Source organism: Nocardiopsis sp. NPDC058789 (genome assembly GCF_042745575.1).
GTDB classification, from domain to species: Bacteria; Actinomycetota; Actinomycetes; order Streptosporangiales; family Streptosporangiaceae; genus Nocardiopsis; species Nocardiopsis eucommiae.
Window position 1 is genome coordinate 338,302 of record NZ_JBHYOW010000003.1, and the last position, 18,080, is coordinate 356,381.

Genomic DNA, 18,080 nt, shown 5'->3' on the forward strand with positions numbered 1-18,080 from the left:
GAGCCCCACGAGCCGTGGGGCACCCCGGTCGCACCCGTGCCCAGGGACACCCCCGGGCACGCTCCCCAGGACGGCTGGGCCCGGACGGCCCAGGGCCACGAGCCCGTCGGTCCCCCCGCCGAGTCCTGGGAGACCCCGTACGGGGGCCAGCCCGCCTACCAGGGCGACACCCCCTACCCGGGGTCCGCTCCCGATCAGCACGGCGAGCCCGGGGCACAGGAGCGGAACGGTCAGGGTGCTGGCTACGAGTACCTCTACGGCGGAGCCGGAGCGCCCGACGGACCCGGCGGCCCCGAGGGCCCGCGGGGGCCCGGTGGTCCCGGTGACGACGACGGCTACGACGGCTACGACCAGGGGCCGCCGCCCAGGAAGTCCCGGCGTGGACTCGTCATCGGCGTGGTCGCGACCGTGGTCGTGCTCGCCCTGGTCGGCGCGGGAGCCGGTTGGTACGTCTACACGCTGCCGCAGCCCGAGGAGGCCACTTCCGAGTTCGAGGCCGCCTGGGAGGAGCAGGACTTCGCCCGTCTGGCCGCCGTCACCACCGGTGACGACGCCGAGGCGATCCTCGGCGGAATCGACTCCGGCCTGGGTGTGGACGGTGTCGACGTCGAGGTCGGCTCCCCCACCACCGACGGCGGCACCGGCAGCGCCCCCTACGAGGTCACGCTGTCGCTGACCAACGCCAGTGACTTCGGCTGGGAGGGTGAGCTCCCCTTGGTGCGGGAGGACGGCGAGTGGCTGGTCGAGTTCTCCCCCGAGGTCGCCTACCCCGGGCTCGGTGAGGGCCAGATCCTCACCCGCACGGCCGTGTGGGGCGAGCGCGGACAGGTCCTGGCCGCCGACGGCACCCGTCTGGACGCCCCGGACGTGTCCGGTTCGATCCAGATGATCGTGGGCGAGCTGGGGGAGGCCGACGAGGACGACGTCGAGCGGCTGGGTCCGGCGTACGACGTGGGTGACACCATCGGCAAGACCGGACTCCAGCGCACCTACGAGGAGCGGCTGGCCGGGGAGGCCGCCACGACCATCGTGATGGTGGACGCGGCCGAGGTCGAGGGCGGCGAGGCTCCGGAGGTCACAGAGGAGAACACCGTCGCCTCCCTGGACGGCTCCGACGGTGAGTCCATCACCACCAGTTTCGACATGGGCGTCCAGAACGCGGCCGCCAACGCGATCATCGACGCCGACGACCCCGCCGGTCTGGTGGCGGTCCGCCCCTCGACCGGTGAGGTCCTGGCGGCGGTGAACGTGCCCGGCGGCTTCAACCGCGCCTTCGAGGGCCAGTACCCGCCGGGGTCGGCCTTCAAGATCGTCACCTACAGCTCGCTCCTGGACAACGGCCTGTCGGTGGACGCCACCATGGACTGCCCGGAGGAGTACGAGCTGGGCGGGTGGCCGTTCCGCAACGCGGGCGGCGGAGAGTACGGCCAGCAGTCGGTGTCGGAGGCGTTCGCGACCTCCTGCAACACCGCGCTGGTGCACGAGATCGGCCAGATCCTGAACCCGGAGACCCTCCAGGCCAGCGCCGAGCAGTTCGGGATGAACGCTCCGCTGGACATCGGTGTCACCACCCAGGAGCCGAGCTTCCCGCCCGTGGACAGCACCACCATGATGGGCGCCCAGGGCATCGGGCAGGGCCAGATCCTCACCTCGCCGCTGCACATGGCGACGGTCCCCGCCGCCGTCGCGGACGGCTCGTGGCGTCAGCCGGTGCTGGTCACCGAGCCCGCCAGGGACGACCTACGCGAGCCCCAGGCGATCGGGAACGCCGAGGCCCTGCGTCCGATGATGCGCGAGGTCATCACGGACGGCACGGCCAAGGACGCCGGATTCCAGGGAGACGTGTTCGGCAAGACCGGCTCCGCCGAGTTCGGCACCGCCGACGACGCCGACGAGGACGACGAACTGCCCACCCACGCGTGGATGGTCGGTTACAAGGGCGACGTGGCCTTCGCCCTCGTGGTCGAGGGTGGCGGAGGCGGTGGGTCGGTCGCCGGCCCGCTGGCCGCCAAGTTCACCAACGCGCTGTAGCCGGGCGCGCGTGTGGCCCCGCTCGGAGACGCTCCGGGCGGGGCCTTCGTCGTGGTGTGGCGCCGGCGGTCAGTCGGCGGGCGCGGGGACGCGGTCCGCTGTGCCGCCCTCCGGCGCCGGTTCGGTGCCCTGTGAGGTCTCCGCGGGGCGTGGAACGTCCGGCTGCGGGGCGCTCGGCGTGAGCACGAACAGCAGGACCAGCAGCCCGGCGGTGAAAGCGGCGATCAGTCCGCAGGCGACCCAGGGCCGCCAACTTCGCAGACCGGGGTCGATGGGGGCGTCGGGATCATCGCTCCCGAAGGCCTCCAGGCGTCCGGCCAGCGCCGGAGCCTCCTCGCTGAGCTGTCGCTCTATTTCCGCGAGGATGCGTCGTTCGTGCTCTCGCAGGGACATGGAACCCTCCTCGGCCATGAGGGAAGGACTGTCGTCACCGGATGTCCTGAGTCTCCCCCGGGTACGGTCCGGATATCCAAGGGTTCGGCGTATTTTCGCACCGCATTTCACTGTTGATGGCAGATAAAGCGATTTGTTCCATGATGTGAGAACCGCATTCCGCCCCGGGGCGCCTCCGCTCAGTCCGGGTAGCACTCCACCTCGGCGGCCTTGACCCCCGCCCAGACCGTGTCCCCCCGGGCCAGCCCCAGCTCGGCCAGGGCGGCGGGGGTGATGTCCGCCACCAGGGAGAGCGGACCCTTCAGGTGCACGCGGACCTGGTCGCCGAAGCGCTCGATCCCCTCCACCGTCAGCCGCCACACGTTGCGCGTGCTGCCATGGGGGTGCTCCGGGTACAGGGCCACCGCGCGCGGCGGGAAGGCCACCAGGGCGGGGCCCTCGTGCGGTTCGCGCACCGCGACCCGGGCGACGCCGTCCCCGTCCGGACCGGCCGCCAGGGCGACCGACTCCCCCTCGCCCCGACCACGGAAGAGGTTGAGCCCCACCAGGCGGGCGACGTAGGAGGTGCGCGGGCGCCGGGCCACCTCGGCGGGTTCACCACGCTGCACGACCCGGCCCGACTCGATCACGGCGATACGGTCGGCCAGAACCATGGCGTCCAGGGGGTCGTGGGTGACCAGGACCGTCACACCGTCGAAGTCCTCCAGGAGGTGGCGCAGCCTGGCCCGGACGTCGATCCGGGTGCTGGCGTCCAGGGCCGCCATCGGTTCGTCCAGCAGCAGCAGGCGGGGCCGGACCGCCAGGGCACGGGCCAGCGCCACCCGCTGTGCCTGGCCTCCGGACAGCTGCCGGGGCCGCGCGTGGGCGTGGTCGGCCAGGTCCATGTGGTCCAGCAGTTCGGCGGCGCGGGAGCGCGCCTCGGTCCTGCCCGCTCCCTGGCAGCGCGGTCCGAAGGCGACGTTGTCCAGGGCGCTGAGGTGCTCGAAGAGCAGGTAGTCCTGGAAGACCATGCCGATGGGCCGGTGCTCGACGGCGGTGGCGGTCTCGTCGACGCCGTCCACCCGGACGTGTCCCCCGGAGAGCGGGACCAGCCCGGCCAGGGCGCGCAGCGCGGACGACTTGCCCGCCCCGTTGGGGCCGAGCAGGGCGACGATCTCCCCCGGTTCCGCGGACAGGGTCACGTCCAGGGCGAAGGCGCCCCGGGTGAGGCGCAGGTCGGCGTCGAGCCCGCGGGCGGTGGTCGGGGCGGTGGGCCTCACGAGGCGTTCACCCACCTTTCGCGCAGGGTGGCCAGGACCACCAGGGACACCAGGAGCAGGACGAGGCTGAGCACGATGGCGGCCTCGGGGTCGCGCTGCATGGCCATGTAGACGGCCAGCGGCATGGTCTGGGTGGCGCCGGGGAAGTTCCCGGCGAAGGTGATGGTCGCGCCGAACTCACCGAGGGCGCGCGCCCAGCAGAGCACGGCCCCCGCCCCGATCCCGGGCAGCACCATCGGCAGGGTGACGCGGGTGAAGACGGTGACGCGGTCGGCGCCCAGGGTGGCGGCGGCCTCCTCATAGCGGCGGTCCGCACCGCGCAGGGCTCCCTCCACGCTGATCACGAGGAACGGCATGGCCACGAACACCTGCGCGATGACCACGGCGGCGGGCGTGAACGGCAGGGTGAGCCCGAACCAGGCGTCCAGGTACCGGCCCACCAGACCGTTGCGGCCCAGCACCAGCAGCAGGGCCACACCGCCCACCACGGGCGGGATCACCAGCGGGACGGTCACCAGGGCCCGGACGAACCTGCGGCCGGGGAACTCGGTGCGGGCCAGCAGCCAGGCGAGGGGGACTCCGAGCAGGAGCGAGACGACGGTGGCCACGGTGGCGGTGGACAGCGACAGCCACAGGGCCGCGAGCACGGTGGGGTCGGTGACGCGGGCGCCCATGGTGGGCCAGGGCGCGCGGACCAGCATCCCGGCGAAGGGCAGGACGAGGAAGAGCACGCCCGCGACGGCGGGGACGACCAGGATCCAGGGGACCCGCCCGGACTTCGGGCGCGGGGCCCGCCCGCGCGAGGCGGGCCCGGAGCGGCCGGGTGTCGCGGCGCTCACGGTGTGCCGAAGCCCGCGTCCCGGAGGACGGCCGCGCCCTCGTCGGAGGTGACCGCCTCGACCCACGCGCTGGCGAGCGCGGAGTCGCCGGAACTCGACAGTACGCCGATCGGATAGTCGTTCACGGCCTCCTCGGCCTCGGGGAACTCCAGTCCCTCGACCCGGTCCCCCGAGGAGATGACGTCCGTGGAGTAGACCATGCCCGCGTCCACCTCACCCAGTTCGACCTTGGTGAGGACGGCGCGGACGTCCTCCTCGTAGGTGACCGGGGTGACGTCCAGGCCGGAGGCGTCCAGCGCGGCCGTGGTCGCGGCCCCGCAGGGCACCTCCTCGGCGCAGAAGGCCACCTGCACGCCGTCGTCCGCGAGGTCGGCCAGGTTCTCGATCCCGGCGGGATTGTCCGGCGGCACGGCGATCCGCAGGGTGTTGGTGACGAAGACCAGCCCGTCCTCGCCGTGTTCGGCCGCCCAGTCGGCGTCCAGGCCCTCGCCCGCGACCACCTGTTCCATGGTGGCGGTGTTGGCGGCGGCGAACACGTCTGCGGGTGCCCCGGAGTTGATCTGCTGGGCCAGCTCGCTGCTGCCCGCGAAGTTGAAGGTGACCTCGACGTCGGGGTGCCGGTCCCGGAAGTCCTCCGCGATCTCGGTGAAGACGTCGGTGAGGGAGGCGGCGGCGAAGACGGTGAGCTCCCCGGTGAGGGCCCCCGCGGAGTCGGCGCCGTCACCGGGCTCGGTGTCCTCGGCGCCACAGGCGGTCAGGACGACGCAGACGGCCGCGACGGCGGCGAGCCCGGACGCTGGGGGACGGTGGCCGGTGCGGTGGGGGACGCTCTCACGCATGGAGTTCTCCGGTGGTCTCGACGATGACGTTGGTGGACTTCACGACGGCCGTGGCCGCGCTCCCGATCTCCAGGCCGAGCTCGTCGGCCGCCTCGCGGCTCATCAGGGAGACCACCCGGTGCGGTCCGGCCTGGATCTCGACGCTGGCCATGACCTGGTCGCGGACCACCTGGGTGACCAGACCGCGGAAGCGGTTGCGCGCGGAGGAGACGCGGCGGCCCGGGTCCTCGTCGGCCCCGGCCCGCATGAACGCGGCGAGCTCGGCGCCGTCCACGTGACGGCGGCCGGAGGCGTCACGGGTGGCGGCCAGGCGGCCGGAGTCCACCCATCGGCGCACGGTGTCGGCGCTGACGCCGAGCAGGTCGGCGGCCTCGCTGATCTGGAAGGTCGGCATGGGAAAGAACCTACTACTCGCACATACGAGGTTTTGACGTACTTGGACCTGGCAAATCATAGCTTCGTGGCCCGTATTCGGCGAATATGCCAGACGGAGCCCGACGCGCGACAGGCGGGCCCGTTCTCGTGTGTCCGGAGGTGGACCCCCGGACACACGAGAACGGGTCCGCCCCCCGTGTGGGGAGCGGACCCGTCGGCCCCGTCGGTTCGGAGGTCAGCCGCGCGGGGCGGCGATCTCGCTGACCGGGCCCTCGGCCCGGTAGTCGTCCAGGGCGGTGACCACGTATCCGGCGCCGTCATCCAGCGGCTCGGTGTCGGTCAGCGTGGGCTCACCGGTCATGCCGACCAGGTTCTCCGGGGCGAGCGCGGCGCAGTAGGCCTCCTCGTCACCGGCCTCCAGCGCTCGGGCGGCCTCGGCGGGCAGACGGTAGACCGCGTAGAAACGGGCGTCGTCGATGGCCTGCCACTCCACCTTCACCTCACCGTCCCCGACCTCGGCCGAGACCTCGGTGGGAGCGCCGACCCGGGGGCCGTCGTCCTCGGGTGACTCGATCACCGGAGGCAGCGCGGGCTGGGCGTAGTGGGACTCCTTCAGGTGGTCCACCGCGTCCGGGTTGTCGCGCATGCTCTTGATGGAGAAGTAGACGTCACCGGAGACCTCGTCGAGCCCGCCCGAGTAGTCGAGCTGGGTGCTCAGCGCGTCGTCGTCGGTCCAGCCGCTCTCCCCGAGACGGTAGGCGCCCTGGCCCACGTACAGGTCCACGTCGGTGCCCTCGACCTCGTTGGCCCACCAGTCGGTCATGGCCTCGTAGTCGGCGGTGGAGAAGCCCCGCTCCCAGTACAGCTGGGGCGCGACGTAGTCCACGGTCCCCTCCTGGATCCAGGTGCGGGTGTCCGCGTACTGCGCGTCGTAGGACTGCAGGCCCGAGCTGGGCGAGCCCGACGCGTCGGTGCTGTCGTTGCGCCAGATGCCGAACGGGGAGACGCCGAAGCTCACCCACGGCTTGGTCTCCTGGATCTGGCCGTGCACGTCGCGCATGAGCTGGTCGACGTTGTCACGCCGCCAGTCGCCCCGGTCGTCGAAGTCGCCCCCGTGCTCCTCCCAGGTGGCGTCGTCGTCGAAGGTCGCGCCCTCCTGCGGGTACGGGTAGAAGAAGTCGTCGAAGTGCATGCCGTCGACGTCGTAGCGTTCGACGACGTCCATGATGACGGAGGTGACCCACTCCCGGACCTCGGGGTTGCCCGGGTCCACGTAGGCCTCCTTGCCGAAGTCCACCAGCCAGTCGGGGTTCTGCTTGACGGGGTGGTCGTCGGCGAGGTTCTCGACGTCGGGGTCCTGGAGGCCGACCCGGTACGGGTTGAACCAGGCGTGCAGCTCCAGGCCGCGCTTGTGCGCCTCCTCCACCGCGTACTCCAGCGGGTCGTACCCCGGGTCGCCGCCCTGCTCACCGGTGAGGTAGCGCGCCCACGGTTCGAGCTCGGACTCGTACACGGCGTCCGCGGTGGGCCGGGCGTGCAGGAACACGGCGTTGAGGCCCATGTCGACGGACTCGTCGAGCCACTCGTCGAGCTCGGCCTTCTGCTCGTCGGCAGAGAGGCCCGGCTCGGAGGGCCAGTCGATGTTACGGACGGTGGTGAGCCAGGCGCCGCGCATCTGACGCTTGTCGTCGTCGGTCCCGCACTGGGCGGGCGCGGCGATGCCCTCGCCACCGGGGACGGCGGCCTCGGCTCCCGCCTCGGGGCCACCCTCCTTAGCGGAGCACCCCGCCAGCAGCACCGTGGCCGCCGCGGCGGCCGCCGCCCATCGCACTCCGGCTCGCGGCGTACCCACGTCCCGTGCCTTCGAACGCATCAACAACAGATCTCCTTCGGGAGGTCCGCGTGTCGCCGTCCGCTTGGCGCCACGCCGCGAACCACAGTAGGGCAAGATGTCAATTTTCGGACACGATTCGGCCATAATGTGGATAACGTCGCACGCGGTGCTCAACGGGAATCTTTTGCCAGGTCAACGAAGCACCGCCGGGGCGGCGCTTCCGGCAGGCCACACCCCGGTCCGGGCAAAGTTCTCCCCCGGGGCCACGACCGCGCCGGGGAACGGTCCCACCGTGAAACGCCCTGACGGGACCGACCCGGGACACGACGTCCCAGGCCACGTCCTAGAATCGAGTCCCGTGAACGCCGTGCCGCACCCCCAGAAGCAGAGCCATCCGAACCCCGACGCCAGGAAGCTGTTCGTCCGCACCGTCGCCCTGCGTGACCGCGCCGACAGCAGTCTGGTCCGACGTCTTCCCGACGGGGTACCGCTCGCCTGGCTGTCGGGGGACGACGGCATCGTGGGCTGGGGCGAGGCCGCCCGGCTGGAGTGCGCACCGCTTCCGGAGGGCACCGCGCCCACCGACACCAGCCGGTTCGACGAGGCGGCGCGCTGGTTCGACGCTCTGCTGGAGCGCGCCGAGGTCGAGGACGAGGTCGACCTGCCCGGCACGGGACTGGTCACCTTCGGCACGTTCACGTTCGCGCCCACCTCCGCGGGTTCGACGCTGATCGTGCCGCGTGTGGTCGTGGGCCGCCGTGCCGGGCGCACCTGGTTGACCACCGTCACCGACGAGCCCGGCACCCATCCCGAGGAACTGCTGCGTCCCGGTTCCGCGCCGCGTCCCGTCGGCCCCGTGCGGTGGCGTCCCGGTTCGCTGACCCGCGAGGAGTGGATGGGCGCCGTGGCCGGGACGGTCGCGCGCATCCGCGCCGGTGAACTGGAGAAGGCCGTACTGGCCCGGGACTCCTTCGCCGACGCCGACGCCCCCGTCGACGTGCGCGTGCTGTTGGAGAGGCTGCGCACCCGCTTCCCCGCCTGCTTCACGTTCTCCGTGGGCGGCATGGTCGGCGCCACCCCCGAACTCCTCCTGCGTCGTGAGGGCGACCAGCTCACCTCCCTGGTCCTGGCCGGGACCCGTCCCCGGGGCGAGGACGCCGAGTCCGACCAGCGCCTGGGTCAGGAGATGCTGGCCTCCGCCAAGGACGTCGAGGAGCACGGGCTGGCGGTGGACTCCCTGCGGGCCGCCCTGGAGCCACTCTCCGAGGAGCTGGTGGTCCCGGCCTGGCCGCACCTGCTCAGACTCGCCAACGTGCAGCACCTGGCCACGCGCGCGCACGCCCGCCTCTCCCCGGAGGTGTCCGCCCTGGACGCGGTGGCGGCGCTGCACCCCACGGCCGCCGTGGGCGGTACCCCCACCGCGACGGCGATGCGCCTCATCGCGGAGGTGGAGGGCATGGACCGGGGCGGATACGCCGGGCCGGTGGGCTGGCTGGACGGCGCGGGCAACTCCGAGTGGGGGATCGCGCTGCGCTGTGCCCACGTGGACGGCGCCCACGCGCGCCTGTACGCGGGCGGGGGGATCGTGGCCGGTTCGGACCCGGTCTCGGAGGTGGCCGAGGCCGAGTCGAAGTTCCGGGTGATGCGTGAGGCCCTGACCGACCCCGAGGCCTGAGCCCCGGGGCCAGCCCTGGCCAGGGCTCGGGGGCCGGAGGCCGGGGCCCGTTCCCCGGCCGGGTACGCGCGGTCGGCGGTTCACACGGGGGAAACACGGGCACGGCAGGCTCGCGGTATGCACGTCACACTGGTCCCCTGGGACGATCCCGACGCCGTCGCGCTCCGCCTCGGCCAGCGGCGGGAGATCGCCGCACGCTACGCCACCCCGGACTCCGAGCCGGGGACCCCGCCCTCCGCCGACGACATCGCGGTGTTCGCGGTGGTGCGCGACGACGACGGCACCGCCGTGGGCTGCGGCGGCCTGCGGGACCTGGGTGACGGACGCGGCGAGGTCAAGCGCATGTTCGTGCGACCGGAGAGCCGGGGCTCGGGCGCGGCGGGGGCCCTGCTGAGCGTCCTGGAGGGGTGGGCCCGCGAGCGGGGCTGGACTTGTCTGCGTCTGGAGACCGGCGACCGCCAGCCGGACGCGGTGCGGTTCTACACGAAGGCCGGGTACGGCCCCATCGCCGCCTTCGGCGCCTACGCGGACACCCCCGGCTCACTGTGCTTCGAGCGGGCCCTGTGAGGCGCCGGCCCGTGTGAGGCGCCCGCACGAGGAACCGGCCCCGGTTCCTCCCCCACGACGGAGGGAACCGGGGCCGGTGGTCTGCTCCGGGCCGACACGGCCCGGTCGCACCCTCCGGGTGCGGTGATCAGGTGCCGATGTCGCGGCCGCCCTTGTGCCAGGCGCACACCACGGACGGGCGGGGGAAGTCCCCGTCCGGCCAGAGGCTGGTCGGCTGCTCGACCGTGCCGTTCTCGCCCGGGTGCTGCGGCGCGAGGAAGACGGTCTTCTGGTCCTCGGTGATCAGCGGGCCGCACGTCTCGGCCTCGACCGGGACGGTGGCGAAGGTCCGCAGTTCGCCACGGAAGCGGCCCTCGACCGGGACCACGTGCAGGGCGTCGTTGATGCCCAGGCTGCCCGGCTGTCCGTCGGTGGAGATCCACAGGTTGCCGTGCTTGTCGAAGGCCACGTTGTCGGGCGCCGAGATCGGCATGACCCTGGACTTGTCGAACCCGGCGAAGTAGGTGGAATCGTCCTCGGGGTCGCCGCAGACGATCGGCACGATCCAGGTGAACGTGGTGGCCCCGGAGTCGGAACCGTCCTCGATGATCTCCAGGACGTGTCCGAACTTGTTGGGGCCGCGCGGGTTGGGTTCGTCGGCCTGGCCGGGCTCACGCGCGCTGTTGTTGGTCAGCGCGCAGTAGACCTTGCCGGTCACCGGGCTGGGCTCGAAGTCCTCGGGGCGGTCCATCTTGGTGGGGCCGACCCGGTCGGCGGCCAGACGGGTGTGGATCAGCACCTCCGCCACGGAGAAGCCCTCCACGAAGCTCTCGGTGTCGGTGCAGAGCGGGATCCACTCGCCGGTGCCGTCGAACTCGCCGTCGGAGGGCAGCGCGCCCGTGCCGTCGATCTCGTCGGAGGGGCTGTTGCCCTCCAGCCGGGCCACGTAGAGCGTGCCGGAGTCCAGCAGCGTCATGTTGTGTCTGCGGGAGCCCTCGACGTACTTCTTGGCGCTGACGAACTTGTAGATGTAGTCGAAGCGCTCGTCGTCACCCATGTACGCGGCCACGCGGCCGTCCTCGGTGAGGTTGACGTTGGCGCCCTCGTGCTTGAAGCGGCCCAGCATGGTGCGCTTGGCCGGGGTGGAGTCGGGGTCGTGCGGGTCGATCTCCACGATGTAGCCGAAGCGGTGCGCCTCGTTGGGGTGCTTGGAGAGGTCGAAGCGCTCGTCCACGCGGTCCCAGCGGCGCCCTCCACGGCTGGTGGAGAAGCCGTAGCGGGCGTAGGGCTCGGTGTCGGGTGCGGCGACGAAGTACTGGTTGTAGTTCTCCTCGCCGCTGAGGATGGTCCCCCAGGGGGTGGTGCCGCCCGCGCAGTTGTTGAGCATGCCCAGGACCCGCGTGCCCTCGGGGTCGGCCTCGGTGCGCAGCAGTTCGTCCCCGGCGGCGGGGCCGGTGAGCCGGAACTCCGTGCCGAGGTGGACGCGCCGGTTGAAGGCCCGTTCGCCTTCGGAGAGCACCCACTGGCCGGTGCCGTCCACCCGGTCCAGTTCCACCACGGAACCGCCGTGGGCGGCCATCGCCACGCGGATCCACTCGAGGTCGGCGTCCGCGCCGTCGGAGTAGCCGCGGAACATCAGTTCCTCGTTGGTGTACTCGTGGTTGACCCACAACAGGCCGCTGTCGTCGTCCAGCGGAAGGAAGCCGACGTAGTCGCAGTTGTAACCGAACTGCCGCTCCTGGGCCTCGGCGGTCTGGTTGTCGAAGTCGAACTCCGGGGCGTCGGGCAGGACGGGGTCGCCCCAGCGCACGATCACGTGGTGGTCGTAGCCCTCGGGGACCGTGACCGCGTCGAGGTTGTTGGGCTGGACGCTCTTGAAGGTGGGGCGGGGCGAGGGGTGCGGTCGGCCGGGGCCTCTGTCCGCGGCGGCCGGGCTCAAGGCGGCCAGGCCGAGGGCGCCGGCTCCGGCGCCGACCGCCGCTCCCCTGAGCGCGGTGCGCCGGGAGAGCACGCCCTGGAAGATGTCACCGAAGTAGGCGTTGTCGCTCCTGTTGGGAGCGGGGTGGAAGCAGGCGTTGCCGCACCGGTACTCGCAGGTCTTGGGGGAACGTCCTCCTCCGACTCCGAGCAGGGGCAGGAGGCGGCGGCGGGGCGCGGATGGGGTCACACGTTCTCCTCGGGGATCGTGACCGCTCACGCGCCCCGTCGGGCTGCGGGGCTCCGCTCGGAGGCGCGACAGCGATCGTGCAGGAGGTCCTGCCTGGTCGCTCACGACCTTGGCCGAGTTTTCACACGCGATGGTGAAACCCGGGTGAACGCGTCGACAACTCCCCAGGCACGCCCGGGGGCATCACCCAGCAAAGTCGTACGAACACGCACCGTCGGACCACTTGTGGTGATCCTCGCCTACCGACTCGATCACGTCCAGATGCCTCGCCCGGCGTCGCGGGTGTCTTCTGACGATCTGACCGCATGTGTCACGCCACATCTGCCCCATGCCTCCCCTGAGCCAGTCGCGCTCGAAGCGGTACGTCCCTCCTCGACGGCTCGGCGGGTCAGCGTCCCGCGCGGCCCACGGGGACCACGAGCGGGCCTCCGGAGACCGGGTCCTCGGTGACGACGGCCTCCAGGCCGAAGGCCTCGCGCAGCAGTGCGGGGGTGAGCACCTCGGCGGGCGTCCCGCTGGCCACCACCCGGCCGTCACGCATGGTGATGATGGTGTCCGCGTAGCGGGCCGCGAGGTTGAGGTCGTGCAGGACCATCACGATGGTGCGGCCGCCCTGCCGGTGCAGGTCGCGGACGAGGTCCAGGACGTCCACCTGGTGGACCAGGTCCAGGAACGTGGTGGGCTCGTCCAGCAGCAGCAGGTCCGTGCCCTGGGCCAGGACCATGGAGATCCACGCGCGCTGGCGCTGGCCGCCGGACAGCTCCTGGAGCGGGGTGTCGGCCAGCTCCAGGAGGCCGGTCCGTTCCAGGGCGGTGGAGACGGCCCGGTGGTCGTCCCCCGACCACTGCCGGTACCACTTCTGGGAGGGGTGACGCCCGCGCGCGACGAGGTCCGCGACGGTGAGGCCGTCGGGGGCGGTCGGCTGCTGCGGCAGGACCCCCAGCACCTGGGCCACCTCCCGTGTGGGCACCCGGTGGATGTCGCGGCCGTCGAGCTCCACCACACCGGCGCGTGGGCGCATGAGGCGGCCCAGGGCGCGGAGCATGGTGGACTTCCCGCAGCCGTTGGGTCCGATCACGCAGGTGACGGTGCCCTCGACGATGTCGGCGTCCAGACCGTCGACGATGGTGCGTTCGTCGTAGGCCAGGGTGAGGCCGCGGGCGCTCAGCCGCGCCCTGGGCGCGTCGGCCATGGCGGGCGCCGTGTCCGGGAGCGGGCTCGGGTGGGTCTGTTCGGTGGTCACGCCTGGACCTTTCGGTTGCCGCGGACGAGGAGGTACACGAGGTAGAGGGCGCCCAGGCAGCCGGTGACGATGCCGACGGGGAGCTGGACGGTGCCGAAGAGGTTGCGGGCCACGAGGTCGGCCCCGGCCACCAGGGCGGCCCCGACCAGGGCCGAGAGCAGGACCGGCGGCCGTGCCGCGCGACCCAGTCTCAGGGCGATCTGCGGGGCCGCCAGCGACACGAAGAGGATGGGCCCGGCCGCCGAGGTGCCGAACGCGGCGAGGAGCACGGCCAGCGCGAGCATGCCCGTGCGGGCGGCCTCCACGCGCACGCCGAGGCCGCGGGTGACGTCGTCATCGAAGGAGAGGGCGTCCAGCGTGCGCGCACCGGCCAGGGCCAGCGGCAGCAGGACGGCGAGGGCGACCGCCACGGGCAGGGCGTGGGTCCAGGTGCGCATGGAGAGGCTGCCCGCGATCCACACCATGGCCCGGCCGCTGTCGTTGACCTCCCCGAGGGTGAGCATCCAGAGGGTGACGTTCATCAGGACGGTGGACACGCCCACGCCCACCAGCAGGAGGCGGAAGCCGTCGACGCCGCCGCGCCAGGCCAGCCCGTAGCAGAGCGCCCCGGCGGCCAGGCCGCCGATCAGCGCCAGCGCGGGGACCCCGATCTGGGCGAGGGGGCCGCTGACGATCCCGTAGCTGCCGCCGAAGGCCATCACCGCCACCACGCCCGCGCTGGCGCCGTGGGTGACCCCGAGCAGGTCGGGGCTGGCCAGCGGGTTGCGCATGATCGCCTGGGTGATGGCTCCGGCGGCGGCCAGCGCCGCGCCCGCGAGCAGGCCGACCACTACGCGCGGCATCCGCACCCGCCAGATGGTGAAGTACTCGTCGTAGCTGGTGCCGACGACGTTGGCCCACACCTGGCCGGGGGCGACGAAGACGTCCCCGACGGAGAGGTTGAGCCCGGTCAGGGCCACGACCACCACGGCGGTGAGCGTCGCGACGGCGACCAGGCGCGGGCGGAGCGGGACCGTGACGGGGCCGAGGGTGATCGCCCGGGCCCGGCGTGCCAGGGGGTCGCGCGGGGGCGGGGGGTCGAGGGTGGCGGTCACAGCGCGAACAACCTCCGGCGGCGGACGACGTGGATGAAGAAGGGGGCGCCGACCAGGGCGAGGACCACCCCGACCTGGAGTTCGCCGGGCGGGGCGAGGAACCGGCCGAGGATGTCGGCGGCGAGGAGGAGGACCGCGCCCATGAGGGCCGAGTAGGGGATCAGCCAGCGGTAGTCGGCACCGACGATGCCCCGTGCCAGGTGCGGGACGATGAGGCCGACGAAGGCGATGGGACCGCAGGCCGCGACGGTGATGCCGGTCAGGAGGGTGATGGCGGCCAGGCCGACGAGGCGGGCCCGTCCGATGCGGAACCCCAGGGCGCGGGCGGTGTCCTCGCCCAGGGCCAGGGCGTTGAGGGCACGGGCGTTGACCAGGGCGAGCACGGCGCCGACGAGGACGACGGGGACCATCTGGGGGATGATCGACGGGTCGCGGCCGGAGAGGGATCCGACCCTCCAGAACCGGAAGTTCTCCATGGTGGACTGGTCGAGCAGGACCAGCCCGGAGGCGATCGAGTAGGCCATCCAACTGATGGCGGTTCCGGCGAGCGCCAGGGTGACGGGGGTGGGTCCGCGTCCGGGGACCGAGGCCACCGCGTACACGACGACCACGGCGGCACCGGCCCCGGCGAAGGCGAACCAGGCCTGGGTGTGCAGGGCGGTGACACCGAAGAAGTGGATGCCCGCCACGACGGCGAGGGCGGCGCCGAAGGTCACCCCGAGGATGCTGGGGTCGCCCAGGGGGTTGCGGGTGTGGCCCTGCATGAGGGCGCCGCCGAGGCCGAGGCTGATCCCGGCCAGGAGGCCGAGCACGGTGCGGGGCAGGCGGATCTCGTTGACGATCGTGTCGGCCTCGGGCCCCGCGCCGGTCGTCAGGGCCTGCCAGACGGTGACGGGGTCGAGGGTGCGGGCGCCCACGAGCACGCTGGCGGCGAGGGCGACGGCGAGCAGCGATGTGAGCAGCACCAGGCCGCCCAGTCGGCGCGATCGTCGGGCGTCGACGGCGGAACGCGCCGGTTCCCGGGAACGCGGTGCCCCGCCCGCTTCCTGGGTCGGGACTGTGGTCCGGCTCACCCGGCCTCCCCTCAGAGAAAAGGCCAGGCAGACCTAAGTTAGGTTTGCCTAGCCACACTTGGATGATCTAAGTTTGCCACGGTTCACACCAGAGAGTCACCCCGTCCGACCGTTCGTCAAGTTCCGGCAGCTCGTCGCGGCAACCTCGACGGAGCGGCACCGGGACCACCCACACCCCTTCGGGAGCCCCCACCATGAACCACCCCCTCCTCCCCCGCCGCCCGGGGCTGGCCGCGCTGGCGGCGGTCTCCTCACTGGCGCTGCTCACCGCGTGCGGCGCGGCCGGCCCCGGCGAGGACGCCGACGGCGGTGACGGCTCCGGCGACGGCGGGTCCGCCGAGGGATTCCCCCTCACCGTCGACCACGCCATGGGTTCCACCGAGATCCCGGCCGCCCCCGAGCGGGTGCTGCCGCTGGACTTCACGTACGTGGACGCCACCCTCGCCCTGGGCGGGAACGTGGTGGGCTACACGCAGATCGCGGAGAACCAGGACGGTCTGCCCGAGTACCTGTTCGAGAGCGACTGGAACACCGGCGACGCCGACGGGGCCGAGTCGGTCGGACTGCTGTGGGAGATCAGCCCCGAGCTGGTCGCCCAGACCCGGCCGGACCTGATCCTGTCCGCCGAGGTCCGCCACGGCGACGGCTACGACCAGCTCGCCGAGGTCGCGCCCACCGTGATGTCCGAGGACACCGGCGTCTCCTGGAAGGACAACCTGCGCCTGACCGGCGCGGCCCTGGGCCAGTCCGAGGAGGCCGAGCGCCTGATCACCGAGTTCGAGGACCGCGCGGCCGCCATCGGGGAGGAGATCGCCGAGACCCACGACGGAGGGGCCCCCACGGTGTCCGTGGTCCGCTTCGCCGGGGACGCCGAGGGCGTGCGCCTGTACACGCGCAACTCCTACGTGGGAGTGATCCTGGACGACCTGGGCCTGCCCGCCGGGGAGCACACCGAGACCGACTCCGAGGAGATCGCGACCTACCACAGCCCCGAGCGCCTGCTCGACCTGGAGGCCGACCGGATCCTGGTGGCCACCTACGACGACGGCGCGGGCGAGGTGGACGAGTCCAAGGACGACTACGTCACCAACCCGCTGTGGGACCAGCTGGAGGGCGAGAAGACCGACGTGGACGACGACTACTGGATGTCCGGCGTGGGCCTGATCTCCGCTCACGCGGTCCTCGACGACGTGGCCGAGGTCTTCGACGTCGACCCCCGGAACTGACCACCCTCGCGGGGCCCGGGCTCCGGGCCCCCCTGCCCTGCCCTGACCCGCGCACAGTCCGTGCGCGGACCATGACACGCCGAGAGGGAACCACCATGGAACCGCCCCGCTCCTTCGAGCACACGCCCGCCCTGTCCGCCGACGTCCTCCCGGAGGCGGTCCGCCGGGCCGCCCTGGAACTGGCGGCCTCCCCCGGTTCCGGGTACGTCTACGACCCGGCCCTGGCCGCCGACCGCGTGCACACCCTGCGCGCGGCCCTGCCGGACTGGGCCCGCGTGTACTTCGCGGTGAAGTCCAACGGGTTCGCCCCGGTGCTGTCGCACCTGTCCGAGGCCGTGGACGGGTTCGAGGCGGCGTCGTTGAGCGAGGCCCGCACGGCCCTGGCCGCCCTGCGCGAACGGGAGGGGTCCGAGGGCGCCGACGGCGGTTCCGCCCGCGGCGAGCGGATCGCGGTGAGCGGTCCGGGCAAGACCCCGGAGATGCTCTCGGGCCTGGCCCGGCTGCGGGCCGAGCGGGGCGCCGACGTGGTGGTCAACGTCGAGAGCGAACTGGAGCTGCACCGGACCGCCGCCGCGGCCCGTGCGGCGGACGTCGTGCTCCCGGTGACGCTGCGCGTGAATCCCGAGCGGGTGCCGGTGAGCGGGTCCCTTGTGATGGGCGGCGCGCCGAGCCCCTTCGGTCTGCCCGAGCCCCGGGTTCCGGAGGCGGTGGCGACCGCGATGTCGCTGCCCGAGCTGGACCTGGTGGGGTTCCACGTCCACGCGGTGAGCGGCAACACCGACGCCGTGGCGCACGCCGCCTACGTGCTCTGGTGCCTGGAGTGGGCGGCGGAGACCGCCAAGCGCCACGGCGTGGACCTGCGTGTGGTGGACGTGGGCGGGGGGCTCGGGGTGCCGTTCGAGGAGGGTGACGGTGAGTTCGACCTCGCCGCCCTGGGCGCGGCCCTGGCCGCGCTGCCCGACCCGGGGGTGGAGGTGGTGTTCGAGCCCGGCCGGTGGATCGCCGCGCCGACCGGCTGGTACGCGGCTCGGGTGACCGACGTGAAGTCGGCCTACGGCGAGCACTTCGCGGTGGTGCGCGGCGGCATCAACCAGTTCCAACTGCCCACCTCCTGGGAGATCAGGCACAACTTCGCCGCCGTGGAGGGCGGGGACTGGCCCCGGGACCTGCCGCGCCCCGGGGTGGAGGGTGTCTCGGTGACGGTCTCAGGAGAGCTGTGCACACCCGAGGACGTGCTGGCCAGGGACGTGCGGGTGGCGTCGCTGCGCGCGGGTGACGTGGTGGTCTTCCCCAACGCGGGCGCCTACGGCCACGAGTTCGCGATGCCCGCGTTCCTGGCGCATCCGGGTGCGCCGAGGAGGACGGTCGACACCCGCCGCACCCGCGCCCAAACGTGAACTTGAGCACTCCGACGGAGCATTGACTTGATTAGGTTAGCCTGCCCTAATTGAACCCGGCCACACCACGTCACCGAAACACCACGGTC

General features: G+C 72.5%; 15 protein-coding genes. 5 read left to right on the plus strand and 10 right to left on the minus strand.

What is annotated here, in order from left to right; translation table 11 throughout:
* The first annotated feature begins 36 nt into the window (after positions 1-36).
* Positions 37-2,031: a penicillin-binding transpeptidase domain-containing protein gene (locus ACFW3L_RS05695; RefSeq protein WP_378736750.1), complete on the plus strand. Its 1,995-nt coding sequence runs from the start codon at positions 37-39 to the stop codon at positions 2,029-2,031.
* Between the two features lie 69 nt (positions 2,032-2,100).
* Here ACFW3L_RS05695 and ACFW3L_RS05700 read toward each other — a convergent pair whose 3' ends face one another.
* The 6 genes from ACFW3L_RS05700 to ACFW3L_RS05725 form a co-directional block, all read right to left on the minus strand.
* The gene (locus tag ACFW3L_RS05700; protein WP_378736753.1) at positions 2,101-2,424 is read right to left on the minus strand and encodes a DUF3040 domain-containing protein; all 324 of its coding nucleotides are present in this window, start codon (positions 2,422-2,424) and stop codon (positions 2,101-2,103) included.
* Positions 2,425-2,603: 179 nt separating this feature from the next.
* Complete coding sequence (locus ACFW3L_RS05705) at positions 2,604-3,683, minus strand: ABC transporter ATP-binding protein (protein WP_378736756.1); 1,080 nt, start codon at positions 3,681-3,683, stop codon at positions 2,604-2,606.
* A complete protein-coding gene (locus ACFW3L_RS05710) occupies positions 3,680-4,522 on the minus strand; it encodes an ABC transporter permease (protein WP_378736758.1) in 843 nt (280 codons plus the stop codon). The genes ACFW3L_RS05705 and ACFW3L_RS05710 overlap by 4 nt, the downstream gene beginning before the upstream one ends.
* Positions 4,519-5,361 carry a molybdate ABC transporter substrate-binding protein gene (modA, locus tag ACFW3L_RS05715; protein WP_378736760.1) on the minus strand — a complete coding sequence of 281 codons (843 nt, stop codon included), beginning with the start codon at positions 5,359-5,361 and terminating at the stop codon, positions 4,519-4,521. Before modA ends, ACFW3L_RS05710 begins: the two co-directional genes overlap by 4 nt.
* Positions 5,354-5,755: a molybdopterin-binding protein gene (locus ACFW3L_RS05720; RefSeq protein ID WP_378736762.1), complete on the minus strand. Its 402-nt coding sequence runs from the start codon at positions 5,753-5,755 to the stop codon at positions 5,354-5,356. Before ACFW3L_RS05720 ends, modA begins: the two co-directional genes overlap by 8 nt.
* A gap of 216 nt (positions 5,756-5,971) precedes the next feature.
* A complete protein-coding gene (locus tag ACFW3L_RS05725; protein WP_378736764.1) occupies positions 5,972-7,609 on the minus strand; it encodes a glycoside hydrolase family 10 protein in 1,638 nt (545 codons plus the stop codon).
* Positions 7,610-7,928: 319 nt separating this feature from the next.
* Here ACFW3L_RS05725 and ACFW3L_RS05730 point away from each other — a divergent pair, with 319 nt between their 5' ends.
* Positions 7,929-9,245 (plus strand): isochorismate synthase MenF, encoded by a 1,317-nt coding sequence (locus ACFW3L_RS05730; RefSeq protein WP_378736766.1) that lies wholly within the window; start codon positions 7,929-7,931, stop codon positions 9,243-9,245.
* Positions 9,246-9,362: 117 nt separating this feature from the next.
* A complete protein-coding gene (locus ACFW3L_RS05735) occupies positions 9,363-9,812 on the plus strand; it encodes a GNAT family N-acetyltransferase (protein ID WP_378736768.1) in 450 nt (149 codons plus the stop codon).
* A 127-nt stretch (positions 9,813-9,939) separates the two neighbouring features.
* Here the strand turns inward: ACFW3L_RS05735 and ACFW3L_RS05740 are convergent, their stop codons facing one another.
* The 4 genes from ACFW3L_RS05740 to ACFW3L_RS05755 form a co-directional block, all read right to left on the minus strand.
* Positions 9,940-11,958: a PhoX family protein gene (locus tag ACFW3L_RS05740; protein ID WP_378736770.1), complete on the minus strand. Its 2,019-nt coding sequence runs from the start codon at positions 11,956-11,958 to the stop codon at positions 9,940-9,942.
* A gap of 388 nt (positions 11,959-12,346) precedes the next feature.
* Positions 12,347-13,201 (minus strand): ABC transporter ATP-binding protein, encoded by an 855-nt coding sequence (locus tag ACFW3L_RS05745; protein ID WP_378736772.1) that lies wholly within the window; start codon positions 13,199-13,201, stop codon positions 12,347-12,349.
* On the minus strand, positions 13,198-14,295 hold the full coding sequence (locus ACFW3L_RS05750) for a FecCD family ABC transporter permease (RefSeq protein ID WP_378736774.1): 1,098 nt from the start codon (positions 14,293-14,295) through the stop codon (positions 13,198-13,200). Before ACFW3L_RS05750 ends, ACFW3L_RS05745 begins: the two co-directional genes overlap by 4 nt.
* Positions 14,292-15,368, minus strand: coding sequence for a FecCD family ABC transporter permease (locus ACFW3L_RS05755; RefSeq protein WP_378736776.1), 1,077 nt, complete (start codon positions 15,366-15,368; stop codon positions 14,292-14,294). The genes ACFW3L_RS05750 and ACFW3L_RS05755 overlap by 4 nt, the downstream gene beginning before the upstream one ends.
* A gap of 194 nt (positions 15,369-15,562) precedes the next feature.
* Here ACFW3L_RS05755 and ACFW3L_RS05760 point away from each other — a divergent pair, with 194 nt between their 5' ends.
* Entirely contained in the window at positions 15,563-16,594 is a 1,032-nt protein-coding gene (locus tag ACFW3L_RS05760) for an ABC transporter substrate-binding protein (protein ID WP_378736778.1), read from the plus strand.
* 95 nt (positions 16,595-16,689) lie between these two features.
* On the plus strand, positions 16,690-17,991 hold the full coding sequence (locus tag ACFW3L_RS05765) for a hypothetical protein (protein ID WP_378736780.1): 1,302 nt from the start codon (positions 16,690-16,692) through the stop codon (positions 17,989-17,991).
* Positions 17,992-18,080 lie beyond the last annotated feature (89 nt).

What these genes read in the sequence shown, in the direction of transcription:
- ACFW3L_RS05765 (WP_378736780.1), top strand. Translation starts at nt 16,690, where the DNA reads ATGGAACCGCCCCGCTCCTTCGAGCACACGCCCGCCCTGTCCGCCGAC.
- ACFW3L_RS05760 (WP_378736778.1), top strand. Translation starts at nt 15,563, where the DNA reads ATGAACCACCCCCTCCTCCCCCGCCGCCCGGGGCTGGCCGCGCTGGCG.
- ACFW3L_RS05725 (WP_378736764.1), bottom strand. Translation starts at nt 7,609, where the DNA reads ATGCGTTCGAAGGCACGGGACGTGGGTACGCCGCGAGCCGGAGTGCGA.
- ACFW3L_RS05720 (WP_378736762.1), bottom strand. Translation starts at nt 5,755, where the DNA reads ATGCCGACCTTCCAGATCAGCGAGGCCGCCGACCTGCTCGGCGTCAGC.
- ACFW3L_RS05700 (WP_378736753.1), bottom strand. Translation starts at nt 2,424, where the DNA reads ATGTCCCTGCGAGAGCACGAACGACGCATCCTCGCGGAAATAGAGCGA.
- modA (WP_378736760.1), bottom strand. Translation starts at nt 5,361, where the DNA reads ATGCGTGAGAGCGTCCCCCACCGCACCGGCCACCGTCCCCCAGCGTCC.
- ACFW3L_RS05735 (WP_378736768.1), top strand. Translation starts at nt 9,363, where the DNA reads ATGCACGTCACACTGGTCCCCTGGGACGATCCCGACGCCGTCGCGCTC.